The organism is Enterococcus sp. DIV0970a (assembly GCF_051711265.1).
Lineage (GTDB): Bacteria > Bacillota > Bacilli > Lactobacillales > Enterococcaceae > Enterococcus_D > Enterococcus_D casseliflavus.
Genome location: NZ_JBIOMF010000001.1, coordinates 3,318,721 through 3,338,270, shown reverse-complemented (window position 1 = coordinate 3,338,270; position 19,550 = coordinate 3,318,721). Strand labels below are relative to the sequence as shown.

Here is a 19,550-nt window from a genome sequence, read left to right as displayed (position 1 = left end):
AAGAGATGGATGAATTATTCACCCAACGCGCGAAAGCCGTTTTGGCTATCGCCCAAGAAGAAGCAAAATACTTTAAGCACCAAGCGGTAGGTTCTGAACATATTCTATTGGCACTGGTCATTGAACAAAACGGGATCGCTGGCAAAACGTTACGGGAAATGAATATCACAGAAAACGATATTCGTGAAGAAATCGAACATTTAACAGGGTACGGCACCGTTCGTCAATACCCAGAAAACGCCTATCTCGCGTATTCACCACGAGCAAAACATACATTTGCTTATGCAGGGGATGAAGCCAAGCGTTTAGGGGCTCCACAAATCGGTACCGAACATCTATTATTAGGCTTATTAAGAGACGAAGACATTTTGGCTTCACGAATCATGCTGAATCTCGGCTTGAGTCTCGCGAAAATGCGTCAGCTTTTGAAGAAAAAAATGGGTTTCAATGAAAGCAAAACCAACGGAAGTGCTGGTCGTCGTCGTCCAGCCCAAGCCAAAGCGCAGCAAGGAACACCGACCTTGGATTCCTTAGCCCGTGATTTGACCAAATTAGCCCGTGAAAAACGACTAGATCCTGTTGTCGGTCGTGCCAAAGAAGTCAAACGGCTGATCCAGATCCTTAGCCGTCGGACTAAAAACAACCCTGTTCTCGTTGGGGAACCTGGTGTTGGGAAAACCGCGATCGCCGAAGGCTTAGCCCAAAAAATCATCAATGGGGAAGTCCCAGAAGACATGCAAAACAAACGTTTGATGATGCTGGACATGGGGGCTTTAGTTGCTGGAACGAAATACCGTGGAGAATTTGAGGACCGAATGAAAAAAATCATCGATGAGATCTATCAAGATGGTCAAATCATCTTATTCATTGATGAATTGCATACACTGATTGGGGCCGGCGGAGCCGAAGGGGCGATTGATGCCTCGAATATCCTGAAACCAGCCTTAGCCCGTGGAGAATTGCAAACTATCGGTGCCACGACATTAGATGAGTACCAAAAATACATTGAAAAAGATTCTGCGTTAGAACGCCGTTTTGCCCGAGTGCAAGTCGACGAACCAACACCAGAAGAAGCGGAAGAAATTTTGCGGGGCTTGCGTCCTCGTTATGAAGAACATCATGGGGTGGAAATTTCTGATGATGCGTTACACGCCGCTGTGCAATTGTCCGTACGTTACATCAATTCGCGCCAATTACCAGATAAAGCCATCGATTTGATGGATGAATCAGCAGCCAAAGTGCGTCTAGACAAAACCGATGAAAGTTCGGAATTGGCAGATCTACAAAACGAGATCGCTAACTTGATCGAAGAAAAAGAAGCAGCCATTCGCCAGCAAGATTTTGAAGCAGCAGCTCGTCTGCGGATCAAGGAAAAGAAATTGACCCAACAACTGACGGAAGTGGCGTTTATGGAAGTCAAAGAAGCGTCAGGCTATGCCGATAGTGTTACTGCAGAAGATGTTGCTACGGTCGTTTCCCAATGGACTGGTGTACCTTTGCAACAGATGGAGAAAAAAGAAAGCGAACGCTTGTTGGATCTTGAAAAGATCTTGCATCAACGGGTAGTTGGCCAAGAAGAAGCGGTCAAAGCAGTCGCTCGTTCGATCCGCCGCGCCCGCAGTGGGTTGAAAGACCCCAACCGCCCAATTGGTTCCTTCATGTTCTTAGGCCCGACTGGTGTCGGGAAAACCGAGCTTGCTAAAGCCTTAGCGGAAGCGATGTTTGGTAGTGAAGATGCCTTGGTTCGTGTCGATATGTCCGAATTTATGGAAAAATACAGCACGAGCCGTTTGATCGGTTCACCGCCAGGCTATGTCGGCTATGACGAAGGTGGGCAATTGACGGAAAAAATCCGTTCAAAACCTTACTCCGTCATCTTATTGGACGAGGTAGAAAAAGCCCATCCCGATGTCTTCAATATCCTCTTGCAAGTGCTAGATGATGGACATTTGACGGATGCCAAAGGTCGGAAGGTCGATTTCCGCAACACGATTTTGATCATGACTTCTAATATCGGTGCCCAACAAATCCGCGAAGAAAAAAGCGTTGGATTCAATGTCACTGATTTAACGAAAGATCACCAAGCGATGCAAAAACGGATCTTAGAAGAGCTGAAAAAAGCCTTCCGTCCAGAGTTCTTGAACCGTGTGGATGAAACAGTGGTCTTCCAATCCTTAGGTGAAGGGGAGATCCACGAGATCGTGAAGATTATGAGCAAAGCGATCATCAAACGGTTAAGCAACCAAGACATCCAATTGAAGATCACGCCATCTGCCATCGATGTGATCGGTAAAGCTGGTTTTGATCCAGAATATGGGGCACGGCCGATTCGTCGAGCATTGCAAAAAGAAGTCGAAGACCGTTTAAGTGAAGCACTCCTATCAGGACAAATTCATTTAGGTGACAAAGTGACGATTGGTGCTTCCAAAGGATCGATCACTCTCAATGTCAAAGAGGGACAAGCACGGGTCTTGCAACAAGTTTAAGTCGAGCCAATAACGGCAGCGGCGTTTCTATGGTCGAGTAATCGGTATCCATAGAAACGTCGCTTTTTTGTCTTGCTATGTCTAGTAGTGATCAAGTGATTTCTATTGATTATGATTGATGATTCACAAAAAAATATCCTTATAAATGGCTTTATGACAACGGTTGATTAACGGAAAATGCTCTATTCGTGAAAAAAAGAGTAACGAGACCTCTTGGAAAGAATCCTGCTGTGTGATACTATGAATGAGTTGAAAAAAGGAGGAGTATTATGGTTGAGATTATCGCCACGGTGGAATCGATCGAGCAAGCACAGCAGCTCATCCCTTATGTTGATACATTGTTTTTTGGAGAAGAGACATTCGGGCTGCGCCTACCGGCCTCTTTTTCTCGTGAAGAGCAAATCAGACTGATCGACATGGCCCACGAAGCTGGAAAGAAAGTGACGATCGCGGTCAATGGCATCATGCATCCAGAAAAAATGAAGCGGATTCCAGAATACCTAGCATTTCTGAAGACCAATCAAGCCGATCAAATCGCTCTCGGAGATCCTGGGATCATTTACCGCATGAAGCAAAATCCAGAATGTGCCTTGCCATTTATCTATGCAGGGGAAACCTTAGTAACGAGCGCTCGTCAAATCAATTTTTGGGGAAAAAAAGGAGCAAAGGCAGCCGTTTTAGCGCGAGAAGTTCCTTTCGAGGAAATGAAAATCATGGCACCGCAACTAAATATTCCTGTGGAAGTATTGGTTTATGGTGCGACCTGCATTCACCAATCGAAGCGTCCGCTTTTACAAAATTATTATAACTATACCCAACAATCGGAAGAAAAGAACCACGACCGTGGGTTGTTTTTATCTGAACCGAAAAAAGAAGAAACTCACTATTCCATTTATGAAGATAGCCACGGCACGCACATTTTTGCCAATAACGACATCAATCTGATGCTGCAGCTGGCGGAATTAGCCGCAACAGGCTTTCAAACCTGGAAGCTGGACGGAATCTATACACGAGGGGCAGCTTTTGTGGCAATTGCTAAGCTGTTTGCCCAAGCCAAGAGCCTTGTGGAAAGTGGGAAGTGGCAAGCAGAGCAAGCAGCTGTGCTCAGTGAACAAGTTGCCCAACTTCATCCAGCAGAACGTGGGTTAGATACTGGATTTTATGCCATCGATCCTGACGATATCAAGTAAGGAGCAAGAACAAATGACCGTTAAACAAGCATTGAAACGACCAGAAGTGTTAGCACCAGCTGGTACGTTAGAAAAATTAAAAACAGCGATCCACTATGGCGCTGACGCTGTCTATATCGGCGGCAATGCCTATGGTCTACGGAGTCGCGCGGGAAACTTTACCTATGAAGAAATGGCGGAAGGGGTGGCTTTTGCCAAAGCCCACAACGCAAAAGTCTATGTAGCAGCCAACATGGTGACCCATGAGGGCAATCAAGAAGGTGCAGGGGAATTCTTTCGGGAATTGCGAGATGTCGGTATTTCGGCAGTGATCGTTTCTGATCCCGCTTTGATCCAGATCTGCGCAACAGAAGCGCCAGGTCTACCGATCCATTTGTCCACCCAAGCCAGTGCCACGAACTATGAAACATTGGAATTTTGGAGGGAAGAAGGTCTAGAACGGGTCGTTCTCGCCCGAGAAGTGTCCATGGAGGAAGTCGCTGAGATCCGCAAAAATACTAGCGTGGAGATCGAAGCCTTTATTCATGGCGCCATGTGTATTTCTTATTCTGGCCGTTGTACTTTGTCCAATCATATGTCGATGCGAGACGCCAATCGCGGCGGCTGTTCGCAATCTTGCCGCTGGAAATATGATCTGTTTGACATGCCCTTTGCAACGGAACGAAACAGTTTGACTAAAAACGGGACAGTGGAAGAAGAGTTTTCCATGAGTGCTGTGGATATGTCGATGATCGAACATATCCCTGATTTGATTGAAAACGGCGTGGATAGTTTCAAAATCGAAGGCCGCATGAAATCGATCCACTATGTTTCAACCGTGGCGAACGTTTATAAAGCAGCCGTGGACAGTTACATGGCCGATCCAGAGAACTATGTCTGCAAACAAGAATGGATCGATGAACTGTGGAAAGTTGCGCAGCGAGAGCTTGCCTCAGGCTTTTACTACGATACCCCAAGTGAAAATGAGCAGTTGTTTGGTCCGCGTCGGAAAATTCCGCAATACAAATTTATTGGGGAAGTCATGGCGTATGATCCGGCAACGAAAACAGCTACGATTCGGCAACGGAACCACTTTTCCGTCGGTGATGAAATCGAATTTTACGGTCCCGGATTCCATCACTTTCACCAAACCGTCGAAGTCATGTATAATGAAGACGGTGAATCCATCGATCGTGCACCAAATCCTATGATGCTGTTGACGATGCCGGTCAAAGAACCGGTGGAAGTCGGAGACATGATTCGGAAGAAAAAATAAGGTCGAGAGTTTCTCTCGGCTTTTTTGTTGAATCAATCCAGCCAAAAAGGATCGATGAGAACATAGACAATCTTAAGGAGGAAACAACAAATATGGAAACATACGACTACATAGTAATTGGTGGCGGCAGCGGCGGAATTGCCTCAGCCAATCGGGCAGGGATGCACGGCGCCAAAGTATTATTGATCGAAGGCAATGAATTAGGTGGCACCTGTGTCAATGTCGGTTGTGTACCGAAAAAAGTCATGTGGCAAGCTAGTGAGATGTTAGAAATGATCAAACGGGACGCAACTAGCTACGGCATTTATCCACATGTGGATAAATTTGATTTTACCGAGCTTGTGGATAACCGTGAAAAATACATTGATTTTTTACACACAGCCTATCAAAAAGGCTTAGATAGTAACAATGTAGAAGTTATCCACGGTTATGCACAGTTTGTGGATAACCACACAGTTACCGTCAATGGGGAAAACTACCATGCAGCAAACATTTTGATTGCCACCGGTGGAAAACCTAGCGCGATGAATATTCCCGGCGGTGAGTACGCTATTGACTCGAATGGTTTTTTTGCGTTGCGAGAAGCACCAAAGCGTATGGTCGTCTTAGGGGCAGGCTACATCGCAGCCGAAATCAGCGGTGTCAGCCAACAGCTGGGCAGCCAAGTGGCTTGGGCGTACCGCAAAGAGCGGCCATTACGAACCTTTGACAAGATGCTTGCGGATAACCTCGTGGAGATGTACCAAGAATCAGGAATCGAAACTTATGCAGGCTACGTGGCCTCTCGTATCATTAAAGAAGGTGACGAGTATCTCGTTCACTTTGAAAATGGCGAAACCTTGACCGGCGATTGCGTCCTTTTTGCTGGTGGTCGCGTGCCGAATACGGATAAGTTAGGTCTGGAAAGCACCGATGTCCAATTGGATGAAAAAGGGTTTATCATTGTGGACAAATATCAAAATACCACAGCTGACTCGATTTTTGCGGTGGGCGATGTCATTGGAAAATTGGATTTAACCCCGGTTGCGATCGCCGCCGGTCGTCGCTTGTCTGAACGCTTGTTCAACGGTCAAAGCGATGCGTACTTGGATTATCACTTAGTACCGACGGTCATCTTTACGCATCCACCGATTGCCACGATTGGTTTATCCGAAGAAGCAGCCTTGGCAAAATACGGCCAAGAGCAGATAAAGGTGTATCGTTCGCGCTTTACACCGATGTACTTTGCTTTAAATGAGTATCGCCAAAAATGTGAGATGAAACTGGTGTGCTTAGGAGAAGAAGAAAAAATCATCGGTCTGCACGGCATCGGGATCGGTGTCGATGAAATGCTGCAAGGCTTCGCTGTAGCCATCAAAATGGGTGCTACAAAAGCAGACTTTGATCAAACCGTTGCCATTCATCCGACGGGGTCAGAAGAATTTGTGACGATGCGTTAAAAGAAAAAAACCTCAACTGACAGATGATTTGTCAGTTGAGGCTTTTTTTGCGTATAAAATTCTATCTATCAACTAAAAAGCCCCCAAAGGTAGATCAAAAATCTAATCTTGGGGACTTATTTCAGTATGATTCCAGCTGCTAGGCTTTTGCTAGATCCTTGATCAGTTCTGACGCCCAAGGATCTGAGCAGTGATCTGATAAAGATATGTTTTGGTTTCATCTTTGGTCTCAGGCAATTTCTGGATCGCCTGCAAAGCTTTTTTCGTATAGTCGGCTGCGAGTTTCTTGGCTTCCTCGATCCCAGCACTTTCTTGGACGATCCGATAGACTTCGTGGGTGTCGGTGTCCGTCATGGCGTCTTGTTTTTCCAGCAATGGGAGCAGCTGTTGGCGGTCACTTTTCAGTGCCATTAACAGCGGCAGGGAATAGACGCCTTGCCGAACATCTTCCAATACTGGTTTTCCTAAAGCAGCCGCATCTTGGCTGTAATCCAAGACGTCATCCATGATTTGAAAGGCAAGTCCAATGGCTTCACCGATCTCACGGGCTTGATTGGCAAAGCGCAAGGAGGTGCCGCTTTCGTAAGCTCCGATGAAGCAGCTTAAAGCAAACAATTCAGCGGTTTTGCCGCGAATGTTTTCTAAGTAATCTTCGACAGTGACGGACAAATCGTATCGTTTGCTCATTTGTCCTAATTCGCCGGCCAGGATTTTTTCCATACTACGGGAATTCATCTGCAAGCTTTTCATGGAGCTGGCATAATCCGCCATCAATTTAAAGCAACAGACGAAGAGGTAATCACCAGCATAGACAGCGACATCATTGCCAAATTCGGAACGAATGGTTGGCAGCTTGCGGCGGGTGTCCGCATGATCGACGATATCGTCGTGGATCAACGAGGCAGTGTGGAGCATTTCGATCGAGGCCGCCAATGCGACGGCTTTTTCGCGATCTTTGTCGCTGCCATAAGCAGAAAAGAGCAGCTGATAAGCAGGACGCAGCAGTTTCCCACCTGAATGGATCATGGACAGGATCGCTTGTTCGACCTCTTTGTTTTTTAGTTTTAATGATTTTTCCATCAATTGCAAGGAGGCAGATAAGTCAGCTTGCAGTGCTGGATACTCTTGCCACATGGAATGAAGTTTCATAATTAACTCCTTTATTCTGAATCCGAGCGCCATTTGACTTTGGTCTGGCGTTCATAATCAATTTGAAAACGGCGCAGTGTTTCGACACGGCGCAGCAAGTAGTTGGCGGCGATCCCGATAGCGATCCCGGACAAGATCCCAAAGAAAGACAGGACCGGCAAGTAGAGCATGACGCTCCAGGATTGAGCGATCCATGAGGCAGTGATCAACTGTCCGACGTTGTGTAAGAACCCGCCGGCCGCACTAATGCCGATGATACTGACACGCTTAGGCCCCAACTGTTTCACCAAAGACATCCCAAAGTAGCTCAATAAGGAACCGCTCATACTATATAAGAAGGTCGAAACCGTTCCTCCTAGTAACGTCGTTAAGATCAGTCTTAGCCAAATCAAGAGAAAGCTGTCTTTTTTTGGCATGGTGAACAAAGCAATAATGGTAATTAAATTTGCCAAACCTAGTTTCGCACCAGGCGCAAAGGCAAATGGATAAGGGATCATATTTTCAACTAAACCAATCACGACCCCTTGGGCGACCAGCAGTGAGATGAAAATTATTCGTTGTAATCGACTCATAAGCAAACGATCAATAGATTAGATCGTCGGTCTCACTCCCATCTGCGGCTTGGATTTCGATCACCAATTTATGAGGCAGACAGACAATGGTTTCCCCATTTTTACTGGCCCAGCCACGGCGGACACAAATCTGGTCGCCGCAATCGGCTTCCTTGATTCGGATCCGATCCCCTTCGATCTCCAGTAAATTGGTATCGCCATCTTCATCTTCATAAAGATAGGTGTACGTTTTTTGACCTTCAACTAAGTCAAAACGCTTGATTTCTGTCCCATCGACCCGCAAGACGGCTTCTTTGTCCGCTGTTTGCGTCTGGCCAAAAATAAAAATCGGTAAAAAAGAGCTGAGGATCAAAACTAGTATGATGACGCCATCCCATGGTTTTAAATGGGCATCGCGGATAAATTCTTTTAATTTCATCAAAAAAGACTCCTGTTCTTTCATGTGATGTGTCTCATTCTAGCATAAGAAGACAAGATTCTACTAGCTGAATCCTCAATAATCCACCGATTTCTGTGCAAGGACGATCAAGAAAAAGTTCTGTACTTGGAAAGAGACCAAGACACTGATTGAAAATCAGAATGTCTTAGTCTCATGAAGTCGTACAGGTATTCTATTTTGCTGGCTTATTTATTGCCGTATAAGGAGCGAGGGGTACCGTACCACCATTTTCCAAGGGTACGTTGCAACCATGGGATTACCCAACGGTCTAAACCGACTGCGCGTCCTGAACCGTTCATCAAGGCAAATGCAACTGGAATGAACCAGATGTTTACCCAGTAGAACATACCAGACATACAGAAAGTCAACACTAAAACGATAGTCGTTGCGTTTACTAACCAAGTGAAGAGACCAGCCATCAATGCAAGAGCTAAAGCAATTTCAAAGAAGACCATGAATTTTTGGAAGAACATTGCAACGTCGTTGTTTGGCATGATAAATTGCATAACTTTTGTGAACCAGTCAGGTGATTTTTCAATCACGATCATTGGTTGCTCACCGTAGGCATAGCTCAAACCGAAGTGTGCGGCTTGTGTCGCTGCATCGGCTGCTTCACCGGCACCACTAGCGGCACTTGCTGCATCGGCTGCTTCACTAGCACCACTTGCTGCATCAGCGACTGTTTGGTATTCCCAGGTCCAAGGGAAAACGCTGTTGCCTTGGAACCAAGAACCTTCACCGAACCAAGTACCAGGTTTGAAGACTTCCCCATTCGTACCCAAAATTTTCTTGAAGGCTTCAACGAACCAGACAAGACCATAGAAAATACGAAGCGGAACACTCCACAAGACGTTTCCGTAACGAGACGTATGACCACGAGCGACTGTCCGGTCATCTTTGATGTGGAAGATTTCATGCATCAAGTATTGGAACATGTAGTAACCAGAACGAATATCAAAGAAGTATTTCAAGTTAACGATATGTTTCATAATGATCGCTAAGAAACCGCTCAGGTGAATCTTATTGAATAAGTTCGCCACGCCCCATTTGGCACCGATGGAAACCATAAATCCTTGGTAGTTTCCTTTGAATTTATGTTTTTCGCCGCCTTTGATGGCTGAAACGATATTCGTTGCTGCAGTGTGCCCAGTTTGTTCAGCTGCTTGCACGATTTGTGGTGTTGGTGTGTTCGGGAATTCTTCGAAGTAAACCAAGTCACCAATAATATAGATGTTTTTGTCTTCGTAGCCTTTTGCTTCCATGTACTCATTGGCAACTAGACGGAAACCACGAGCGGTTTCTAAACCGAAATCAGCAGCATCGCTAGTTCCTTTGACGCCGGCAGTCCAGATTAATGTGTGGGTTGGGATCGTTGAACCATCTTTTAGTTTGATGTGGTCAGGTGCCACTTCAACGATTGGTGCATTCAAGACAAGATCAACATTGTTTTTCTTCAAGTAACGTTCTGCTTTGGCTGCATCGTTACGATCAAGCATGTTTAAGATCGTTGGCATTGCTTCAACGACTTTCAAGCTGATTTCACTTGGGTCCAATTTATAATCGGAAGCTAAACGATCTTTCCAATCGATCAGTTCACCGATCATTTCGATCCCAGTAAATCCAGAACCACAAACGACAAACGTCAACATTGCTTTACGTAATGCTGCATCTGGTTCGATCGCTGCTTTTGCGACAGTTTTTTCAATGTGTTCGCGAATGCGGACAGCATCGTCAAATGACCATAGAGTAAAGCCATTTTCTTTGACACCAGGTGTACCGAAGTCATTCGGTTCGCCACCCATCCCTAAGATCAAGTAGTCAAATGAATAGCTGCCTAATTTTGTTTGGACGGTTTTATTTTCTTTATCGATCCCAGTTACTGTATCGGTTACTAAACGAACATTTTTCTTGCGTGAGAACAAGCGCTGCAAGTCATATTGAATTGCGGTAGGTTCTACACGTCCTCCAGCGACTTCATGCAGTTCAGTCATCATCGTATGATAAGAGTGACGGTCGATCAATGTTATCTCAACATCATTGTCTTTTTTCAATTTCTTTGCCATGTACTTCGTAGCAGAAACGCCTGCATAACCGGCACCGACAACGACAATGTTTTTCTTTGCCATTGCAAATCTCTCCTTAATAAAAATAATCTATGATAATAATTACACAATCGTTCCTATTATATAGACAAATGGTTCATTTGTCTAACGATTCTGATGAAAAAAACGCATATTTCCTGAAATTCGTGAAAACTTGCGAAAATCAAAAAATAAGTCATTTTTTATTGAAAAAGCGGAAAGGAAGCGGTTGACATATCGTAAATTTACTTTACAATGTTAGATGTATCACAAACTTTTTGTGGGGAAAATAAACAAGTAAAAGGTGGATAATTATGAAAGCAAAGAAATTGATTGTAGGTATGGCGGTATTTTTATTCTCAGCAATGTTGTTAGGGGGTTGCGGAGCAGATGACAATAACACAGATTCTTCGTCAACTAGTGAAAGTACATCACAAACTTCTGCAAGCGATTCAGCATCAACAGAAAGCACGGAAGCAACCGTTGTTGCGGGCGAGCCAATGCAAGATGGGACGTATCGTTTAGAAGAAAAGAACTACAAAAACGACTACCGTGTCACATTTGAGATCACAGTCAAAGACGGCAAAATCGTTGAATCAAAATATGACAACGTGAATGCTGATGGCGAATCAAAAACAGAAAACACTGAATACAATGAAACGATGAAAGAAAAAGCAGGCATCAGCCCAGAAGAATTTATTCCTAAATTCAATGAAGAATTAGTTGCCGCACAAAGCCCTTCTTCAATCGAAGTAGTTTCTGGCGCGACTCATTCCTTTGATTCCTTCCAAAACTATGCACAACAATTGATCCAAGCGGCGCAAGCAGGCAACACGGAAACCATTGAAATCGACAATGGTGCAGACTTGCAAGACGGAACCTATACATTAGAAGAAAAGAACTACTCAAACGGTTACCGCGTGGTCTTCTCAATGACTGTGGCTGACGGCAAAATCGCTGAATCAAACTACGACTACCTAAACGAAGCCGGCGAGTCGAAAAAAGATGATGCAGAATACAATGAAAACATGGAAGCAAAATCTGGTACTGGTCCAGAAGAATTCATTCCAAACTTCAATGAAGCTTTTGTTTCTGCAGTCAATGCTGAAGATGGTTCTGTGGCAGACATGGACGTCGTTTCTGGTGCAACCCACAGCTTCCACAGCTTTGTTATCTATGCACAACAATTGTTGAATGCAGCTGAAAAAGGTGACCAAACAACCATTGAAGTCGATAACTTCGTTACTGAATAATCACAACTTCTTTCCATGAAGAGGACAGCATTCGCTTTGAGTGCTGTCTTTTTTTCGTGGGCAACAAGGTCACAAAAGCAAGTTCGTGCAAAAGGAAGCAATCTGGTGGGAAGGTTTTTTAAAAAAGAATGGTTTTTTACAAAGAAGAAAAGGTTCGATTAAGGATTCCTAAAATACGTTGAGGAATCACGGAATGCCCCTTTTCATTCTGCCAAAAAAAGGCTATTATATGAAGGTTGAAGACAATAGAAAAGAGGAAAATCATGAAAAAGAAAGTAACGTTTTTTCTGATGTTTGTTTTTTTAGGCACAATGTTGGCAGCCTGCGGCAGTGATCAGGAAGCAACGACGCTGCGAGAAGAACCATATTTTCAAGAAGAATTTTTATTAGGTACGTATACTCGGATTCGCATTTATGATGAAGGCAAAGAGGACGCTATGAAGCCTGCTTTTGACCGCATCAGAGAGTTAGGCGATAAAATCACCATCAACCAAGCTGGGTCAGAGATCGATGAAATCAATGCGCAAGCTGGCATCAAGCCAGTGAAGGTCTCAGATGATATCTATTATTTGTTGAAAGAAGCCTATGATTATAGTGTGAAATCAGAAGGCGGCTTTAATATGGCCATCGGTGCCATCACCCAATTATGGCGAATCGGCTTTGATGATGCCCGCAAGCCAGAGCAATCTGAGATCGATGAAGCGTTGAAACATATCAATTATGAACAAGTCGAGTTTAACGACGAAGACCACACGGTGTATTTAAAAGACAAGGACATGATCCTTGACCTTGGGGCGATCGCCAAAGGCTACATCACGGATGAAGTCGTCAAAGTGCTGAAGGACAATGGCGTGACTTCCGCGATCGTCGATTTGGGCGGGAATGTCTATGTGTTAGGTCATAGCAACCGCGGTGCAGATGAGCCATGGAATGTCGGAATCCAAGATCCAAACAAATCTCGCGGCTCGATTATCGGCAGTATCAAAGAAACCAATAAAACAGTAGTTACTTCAGGGATCTACGAACGCTACTTAGAAGTAGACGGCAAAACGTATCACCATATTTTTGATTCTGAGACTGGCTATCCTTACGATAGCGATGTAGCAAGTGTGACTGTGATCACTGACAAATCCATCGATGGTGACGGGTTGACTACGGTGGCGTTTGATAAAGGAGTCAAAGAAGGCTTGGCTTATATCGAACAGCATACCGAAAAGGGAACCGATGCGATCTTTATCACAAAAGAAGATAAAGTGTACGTAACAGACGGCATCAAAGATACCTTTGAGCTTTCAGAGGAATCAGGCTACACGATGGGTGATCGTGCTGATTTAGAATAGGAGGAGTGAAAGATGTCTCTTTCAGTGTTTTTAGAAGTGGTGGAGATCCGCACCAAGGTGGCGAGTGTCTTCCCCTTCATTATGGGTGTGTTGTTCTCGTTGGTGTATTTTCATGAATTTCATCCGTTGAATACTGTAATTTTTTTTCTGGGGATGCTGCTGTTTGATTTGACGACGACGTCCATCAACAATTATATGGATTTCAAAAAAGCCAAATCAGAGACCTACAAATACCAGCACAATGTGATCGGGCGCGAAAACATCTCAGAAGCTACTGTTCGCAATCTGATTTTTGCGATGCTGGCAGGAACCTTACTGATCGGTCTTTACTTGACCTTTGTTACCGGCTGGCTGCTGCTAGTGATGGGGCTGGTGGTTTGTTTTATCGGGGTCTTTTATACCTTTGGCCCCATTCCGTTATCGCGGATGCCTTTAGGCGAGGTATTCAGCGGTGTAACGATGGGATTAGGGATTTTTGCCATCACGATCTATATCAATACCATTGATCAAAAAGTTTTTTATCTGGCACTGGATTTTGCGAACGGAACCTTTGGCTTAGTGGGGAATCTCTGGGCTGTGTGTGCCATCGTGTTGGCATCCTTGCCATTGATTTTCACGATTGCTGACATCATGTTAGCCAATAACTTACGGGATCTGGAAGCCGACATCGAAAACCATCGCTACACGCTGGTGTACTACATCGGTCGCGAAGCAGGTATCCGTCTGTTTCATGGCATGATGTTGGCGTCTTATGCCGCTATTTTATTGGGCCTCTTGTTTGGACTCTTTCAATGGCCGATTTTGCTCGTGTTTCTAACACTGCCAAAAATCCGCCAAAACTTGAAAGAACATCAAGCCAGCCTGCCCCACCCACATAGCTTCGGCTATTCGATTAAAAACATGATTTTATTCAACAGCAGCTATGCCTTGGGCTTACTTTTGTGCCTGCTGTGGCAATTGCTGTAAAAGAAAAGATCGACCCGCTCTTGAAAGAGCAGGTCGATCTTTTTTATGTGGGGAATGAAATAGCGTGTAAAAACTGTAGAAAAGGCATGATAAAAGAACGAGCATCCTACTTAGTATGAAAAGATGAGGCTCGCTTTCTTTGCGATCCTGATTGCAACAGTAAAGTTTTAGTGACAGTAGCTAATCCCGATAGAAAGGGGAGCTGCCTAGGTTGTTCTTTTGTATAAACCTTCGGAATAAGCAGGTCTGCTTATGGAGCATTTATGCTTGACTGATTCCTTACGAAAGCAGCGAATCAGCAAGCGGATTTGCGACTTTTTGCAGCATCAATACCGGTCCAAACTGATTTCTCCAGAAGAAAGCACCTTGCGCTCCGTTGCTGTTTCCACCACTAATTCACCTGTGTTAGTAATGTCTTTGGCGATTCCTTCATAGGTCACACCTTGTTGTGTAAACTGAACGGGGCGGCCCAAAACGAAGGACTTCTGCCGATAGCGGGCCATATAATCCATGTCAGGCAGTTGCGCCAATAATTGGAAGAACCGACGCCAAATTTCTTGAATCAACGCGGCTCGAGAAAAGGTTGGATACTCTTCACCAGGAAAGAGTGAGGTCGCTTTTTCCCGAATCTCTGCTGGAAACTGCTGTTGCGGAATCGAAAAACTGATGCCGATACCGATTACAACCGAGGTAATGCGGCCTGTTTCAAAGTCACTGGTTGCTTCAGACAAAATACCGCAGATTTTTTTTCCATCTAAGTACAGATCGTTGACCCACTTAATGGCCGTTTCCTTCATTAGAAGGGCATCGATGGCTTCTGCGACTGCCACCGCTGCCAAAACGGTATATTGCGGCAATTCTTGAAACGCTTGGTTTGGTTTTAAGAGCAAGCTCATGTAGATCCCTTGTTTTTTCGGTGAGAAAAATGGTCGTTCGAAGCGGCCATGACCGCCTGTTTGCGTTTCGGTCAAAAAAAGGGCGGGGGTTGCCAGTCCACTGTCCAAAGCGGCGATCTTGGCTTCTTTCATGGTGGACTCAACAGCATCCTTGATTTGAATCGTGGGGATCATCGGCAAGGCGGCTGCAAGTGCTGCTTGATCGTAGCGGTCAGCGGAGACAAAGCGATAGCCGTTGGCCAAGTGTTCGAAATGATAGCCTTCTTTCTCAAGTTCTTTAATGGCTTTCCAGACTGCTGTACGAGAGATCGACAAGGCTTGAGCTAGTTTTTCTCCGGACAGTACAGTATCTTCTTTTTGTAATAAGGTCAGTATTTTTTCTTTTGTCGTCATAAGGATATCCTTCCTAATGTTTCACGTGTAACGTTTTCGTTAGCATAGCAAGAAATCGGCAAAAAGCAAAGTAGTTTCTTACGAAAAACAGTCCTCACCAGCCTTGTTTTTTTCTTTAGAAAATCTTAGGAAATGGGTGCGTCAGAAAAGCATTGTAACTTCCAATGAGAGCTTGACAGAAAACTACTTCATCTGTATAATAAGGAGTTGCAAAAACTATCTGAACGAAAAAAGCAGAAACGAAATATTGTCCGTTTCGGCTTAGGAATAAGGAAACAAAAGTAGAAAATGCCCAATGCATCCGTTCTATTTTTGGTTTTTTTTTGCCTAAAAGCCGCAAAAAATGCTTTCTGTAACCTATGTTTAATATTTGTTACAGTTTTGTAAATAATCGGATAGCCTTTTTGAAAGACTTTATGAAGAGGTGAAGAGCTTGGCTGGACACGTAGTAAAATACGGAAAGCATCGCGAACGTAGAAGTTTCGCACGGATCAGTGAAGTATTAGAATTACCGAATTTGATTGAAATTCAAACCGACTCTTACCAATGGTTCCTAGATGAGGGCCTAAGAGAAATGTTTGAAGATATTTTGCCAATCGAAGGATTCAACGGTAACTTGTCCCTAGAATTTGTGGATTATGAATTGAAAGAACCAAAGTATACAGTAGAAGAAGCCCGTGCCCATGATGCAAACTATTCTGCACCATTACATGTTACTTTGCGTTTGACGAACCGTGAAACTGGGGAAATCAAATCCCAAGAAGTATTCTTTGGTGATTTCCCATTAATGACTGAACAAGGAACTTTTATCATCAACGGGGCAGAACGGGTTATCGTTTCTCAGTTGGTCCGCTCTCCAGGTGTATATTTCCATGGCAAAGTCGATAAAAACGGCAAAGAAGGCTTTGGTTCAACTGTTATCCCTAACCGCGGTGCGTGGTTAGAAATGGAAACTGATGCCAAAGATATCTCTTACGTACGGATTGACCGTACCCGTAAAATTCCTTTGACGGTCTTAGTCCGTGCCCTAGGGTTTGGTTCTGATGATACGATCTTTGAAATTTTCGGCGACAGTGAATCATTGCGCAACACGATCGAAAAAGACTTGCATAAAAACGCAAGCGATTCTCGTACCGAAGAAGGATTGAAAGATGTTTACGAACGTCTTCGTCCAGGCGAGCCAAAAACAGCAGACAGCTCACGCAGCTTGCTGAACGCACGTTTCTTCGATCCAAAACGTTACGACTTAGCAAATGTTGGTCGTTACAAAGTAAACAAAAAATTAGACTTGAAAACACGTCTATTGAACTTGACCTTAGCAGAAACCTTGGTTGACCCTGAAACAGGCGAGATCATTGTTGAAAAAGGCACTGTTTTGACTCACCAAGTCATGGAAACACTAGGCGCATTTATCGATAATGGCCTAAACAGTGTAACGTACTATCCATCAGAAGATGGGGTCGTTACCGAACCAATGACCGTCCAAGTCATCAAAGTCTTTTCACCAAAAGATCCAGAACAAGAAGTCAACGTGATCGGTAATGGCTATCCAGATACTGCTACACGTACGGTTCGTCCAGCAGACATCATTGCTTCAATGAGCTACTTCTTCAACTTGATGGAAGGCATTGGCAATGTCGATGACATCGACCACTTAGGAAACCGTCGGATTCGTTCTGTTGGTGAATTATTGCAAAACCAATTCCGGATCGGGCTTGCTCGGATGGAACGTGTCGTGCGTGAACGGATGTCGATCCAAGACACCGAAACCTTGACACCGCAACAATTGATCAATATTCGTCCGGTTGTCGCAAGTATCAAAGAATTCTTTGGTTCTTCTCAGTTGTCACAGTTCATGGACCAAACAAACCCACTGGGTGAGTTGACCCATAAACGTCGTCTATCTGCCTTAGGACCTGGTGGTTTGACCCGTGACCGTGCCGGCTATGAAGTCCGAGACGTTCACTATTCCCACTATGGCCGTATGTGTCCGATCGAAACGCCTGAGGGACCAAACATCGGGTTGATCAACAGCTTGGCCTCTTATGCCAAAGTCAACAAGTATGGCTTCATTGAAACACCATACCGTCGAGTTGACCGCGAAACAGGCCGTGTTACTGACAAGATCGATTACTTGACTGCCGATACCGAAGACCACTACGTTGTGGCCCAAGCAAACAGCTTGTTAAATGAAGACGGCTCTTTCGTAAACGACGTTGTTATGGCGCGTGCTACTTCTGAAAACTTGGAAGTTTCGATCGATAAAGTCGACTACATGGACGTATCACCAAAACAAGTAGTCGCAGTCGCAACCGCATGTATTCCTTTCTTGGAAAACGATGACTCCAACCGTGCCTTGATGGGTGCCAACATGCAGCGGCAAGCTGTACCATTGATCAATCCGAAAGCACCTTGGGTTGGTACTGGTATGGAATACAAATCAGCACATGACTCAGGAGCTGCTTTGTTATGTAAACATGATGGAATCGTAGAATACGTGGATGCAGCCGAAGTGCGCGTTCGTCGTGACAATGGCGCATTGGACGTTTATTCTGTTACCAAATTCCGTCGTTCAAACTCAGGAACCAGCTACAACCAACGTCCATTAGTAGCACTTGGTGAAAAAGTGGAAAAAGGCGACATCTTAGCAGATGGCCCATCTATGGAACAAGGCGAAATGGCACTAGGACAAAACGTCTTAGTCGCATTCATGACTTGGGAAGGGTACAACTATGAAGATGCCATCATCATGAGCCGTCGTTTGGTGAAAGATGATGTTTACACTTCTGTCCATATTGAAGAATATGAATCAGAAGCCCGCGACACAAAATTAGGACCTGAAGAAATCACTCGCGAAATCCCGAACGTTGGGGAAGACGCATTGAAAGACCTAGACGAAATGGGGATTATCCGCATTGGTGCGGAAGTCAAAGATGGCGATCTGCTTGTTGGGAAAGTCACGCCAAAAGGGGTAACGGAACTTTCAGCAGAAGAGCGTTTGTTGCACGCAATCTTTGGTGAAAAAGCCCGCGAAGTGCGTGACACTTCTCTACGTGTGCCTCACGGCGGCGGAGGAATCGTCCACGATGTCAAAATCTTTACCCGCGAAGCTGGCGATGAATTGTCACCAGGTGTGAACATGCTGGTTCGCGTTTATATCGTTCAAAAACGGAAAATCCATGAAGGGGATAAAATGGCCGGACGTCACGGAAACAAAGGGGTCGTTTCTCGCATTATGCCAGAAGAAGACATGCCTTTCTTACCAGATGGCACACCAGTCGATATCATGCTGAACCCATTAGGGGTACCTTCTCGGATGAACATTGGACAAGTATTAGAGTTACACTTAGGAATGGCTGCGCGTCAACTAGGCATTCACGTGGCGACACCAGTTTTTGATGGTGCCAGCGATGAAGATGTTTGGGCAACGGTTGCTGAAGCAGGAATGGCCAGCGATGCCAAAACAGTGCTTTACGACGGACGTACCGGCGAACCATTTGATGGCCGCATCTCCGTTGGTGTCATGTACATGATCAAATTGGCCCACATGGTCGATGATAAATTGCATGCCCGTTCCATTGGACCTTACTCATTGGTTACTCAACAACCATTGGGAGGAAAAGCCCAATTTGGTGGACAACGTTTCGGAGAGATGGAAGTTTGGGCACTGGAAGCATACGGTGCTGCTTACACCTTGCAAGAAATCTTGACCTACAAATCAGATGACGTGGTTGGTCGTGTGAAAACATACGAAGCGATCGTCAAAGGGGAACCAATTCCAAAACCAGGTGTACCAGAATCATTCCGCGTATTAGTAAAAGAATTGCAATCACTGGGTCTAGACATGCGTGTCCTAGATATCGATGATGCAGAGATCGAACTGCGTGATATGGATGATGACGATGATGATTTGATCACCGTTGATGCCTTAACAAAATTTGCGGAGCAACAAACAGCCCGTGAATTAGAACAAAAAGCACAAACAGAAGCTAAAAATGCCGCCGACGCGTTGAACCAACAAATCGAGACAGCAGAAGATCGCTTGCAATAATAGACGGCCCTCGCTATTTCCGCCACTAGCGGAAATAGCC

13 protein-coding genes are annotated in these 19,550 nt (G+C 44.8%); 8 read left to right on the top strand and 5 right to left on the bottom strand.

Features of this window, described 5'->3' with window-relative positions; translation table 11 throughout:
* Nucleotides 1-5 precede the first annotated feature (5 nt).
* The 4 genes from IGK14_RS16120 (at nt 6) to gor (ending at nt 6,370) form a co-directional block, all read left to right on the top strand.
* Nucleotides 6-2,486 carry an ATP-dependent Clp protease ATP-binding subunit gene (locus IGK14_RS16120; RefSeq protein WP_010748867.1) on the top strand — a complete coding sequence of 827 codons (2,481 nt, stop codon included), beginning with the start codon at nt 6-8 and terminating at the stop codon, nt 2,484-2,486.
* Between the two features lie 269 nt (nt 2,487-2,755).
* Nucleotides 2,756-3,676, top strand: a complete 921-nt coding sequence (locus tag IGK14_RS16115; protein ID WP_010748868.1) for a peptidase U32 family protein — start codon at nt 2,756-2,758, stop codon at nt 3,674-3,676.
* Nucleotides 3,677-3,689: 13 nt separating this feature from the next.
* Nucleotides 3,690-4,931 carry a peptidase U32 family protein gene (locus IGK14_RS16110; protein ID WP_008381725.1) on the top strand — a complete coding sequence of 414 codons (1,242 nt, stop codon included), beginning with the start codon at nt 3,690-3,692 and terminating at the stop codon, nt 4,929-4,931.
* A gap of 92 nt (nt 4,932-5,023) precedes the next feature.
* Nucleotides 5,024-6,370 (top strand): glutathione-disulfide reductase, encoded by a 1,347-nt coding sequence (gor, locus tag IGK14_RS16105; protein WP_010748869.1) that lies wholly within the window; start codon nt 5,024-5,026, stop codon nt 6,368-6,370.
* A gap of 162 nt (nt 6,371-6,532) precedes the next feature.
* On the opposite strand, the gene IGK14_RS16100 is transcribed toward gor, so the two are convergent.
* The 4 genes from IGK14_RS16100 to IGK14_RS16085 form a co-directional block, all read right to left on the bottom strand.
* Nucleotides 6,533-7,519 carry a polyprenyl synthetase family protein gene (locus IGK14_RS16100; protein ID WP_010748870.1) on the bottom strand — a complete coding sequence of 329 codons (987 nt, stop codon included), beginning with the start codon at nt 7,517-7,519 and terminating at the stop codon, nt 6,533-6,535.
* 11 nt (nt 7,520-7,530) lie between these two features.
* Nucleotides 7,531-8,091, bottom strand: coding sequence for a Gx transporter family protein (locus IGK14_RS16095; RefSeq protein WP_005232987.1), 561 nt, complete (start codon nt 8,089-8,091; stop codon nt 7,531-7,533).
* Between the two features lie 10 nt (nt 8,092-8,101).
* Nucleotides 8,102-8,509, bottom strand: coding sequence for a NusG domain II-containing protein (locus IGK14_RS16090; protein WP_010748871.1), 408 nt, complete (start codon nt 8,507-8,509; stop codon nt 8,102-8,104).
* Nucleotides 8,510-8,715: 206 nt separating this feature from the next.
* Nucleotides 8,716-10,656 (bottom strand): NAD(P)/FAD-dependent oxidoreductase, encoded by a 1,941-nt coding sequence (locus IGK14_RS16085; RefSeq protein ID WP_005230327.1) that lies wholly within the window; start codon nt 10,654-10,656, stop codon nt 8,716-8,718.
* A gap of 269 nt (nt 10,657-10,925) precedes the next feature.
* Here IGK14_RS16085 and pplA point away from each other — a divergent pair, with 269 nt between their 5' ends.
* From pplA to menA, 3 genes are all read left to right on the top strand, one after another.
* Complete coding sequence (gene pplA / locus IGK14_RS16080) at nt 10,926-11,864, top strand: extracellular electron transfer flavoprotein PplA (RefSeq protein WP_010748872.1); 939 nt, start codon at nt 10,926-10,928, stop codon at nt 11,862-11,864.
* Between the two features lie 263 nt (nt 11,865-12,127).
* On the top strand, nt 12,128-13,204 hold the full coding sequence (locus tag IGK14_RS16075; RefSeq protein WP_005230331.1) for an FAD:protein FMN transferase: 1,077 nt from the start codon (nt 12,128-12,130) through the stop codon (nt 13,202-13,204).
* A 12-nt stretch (nt 13,205-13,216) separates the two neighbouring features.
* Complete coding sequence (gene menA / locus IGK14_RS16070) at nt 13,217-14,170, top strand: 1,4-dihydroxy-2-naphthoate polyprenyltransferase (protein WP_438712620.1); 954 nt, start codon at nt 13,217-13,219, stop codon at nt 14,168-14,170.
* A gap of 326 nt (nt 14,171-14,496) precedes the next feature.
* Here the strand turns inward: menA and IGK14_RS16065 are convergent, their stop codons facing one another.
* Entirely contained in the window at nt 14,497-15,459 is a 963-nt protein-coding gene (locus tag IGK14_RS16065) for a biotin--[acetyl-CoA-carboxylase] ligase (RefSeq protein WP_010748874.1), read from the bottom strand.
* A gap of 433 nt (nt 15,460-15,892) precedes the next feature.
* Here IGK14_RS16065 and rpoB point away from each other — a divergent pair, with 433 nt between their 5' ends.
* Nucleotides 15,893-19,510, top strand: coding sequence for a DNA-directed RNA polymerase subunit beta (gene rpoB / locus IGK14_RS16060; RefSeq protein WP_008381746.1), 3,618 nt, complete (start codon nt 15,893-15,895; stop codon nt 19,508-19,510).
* Nucleotides 19,511-19,550 lie beyond the last annotated feature (40 nt).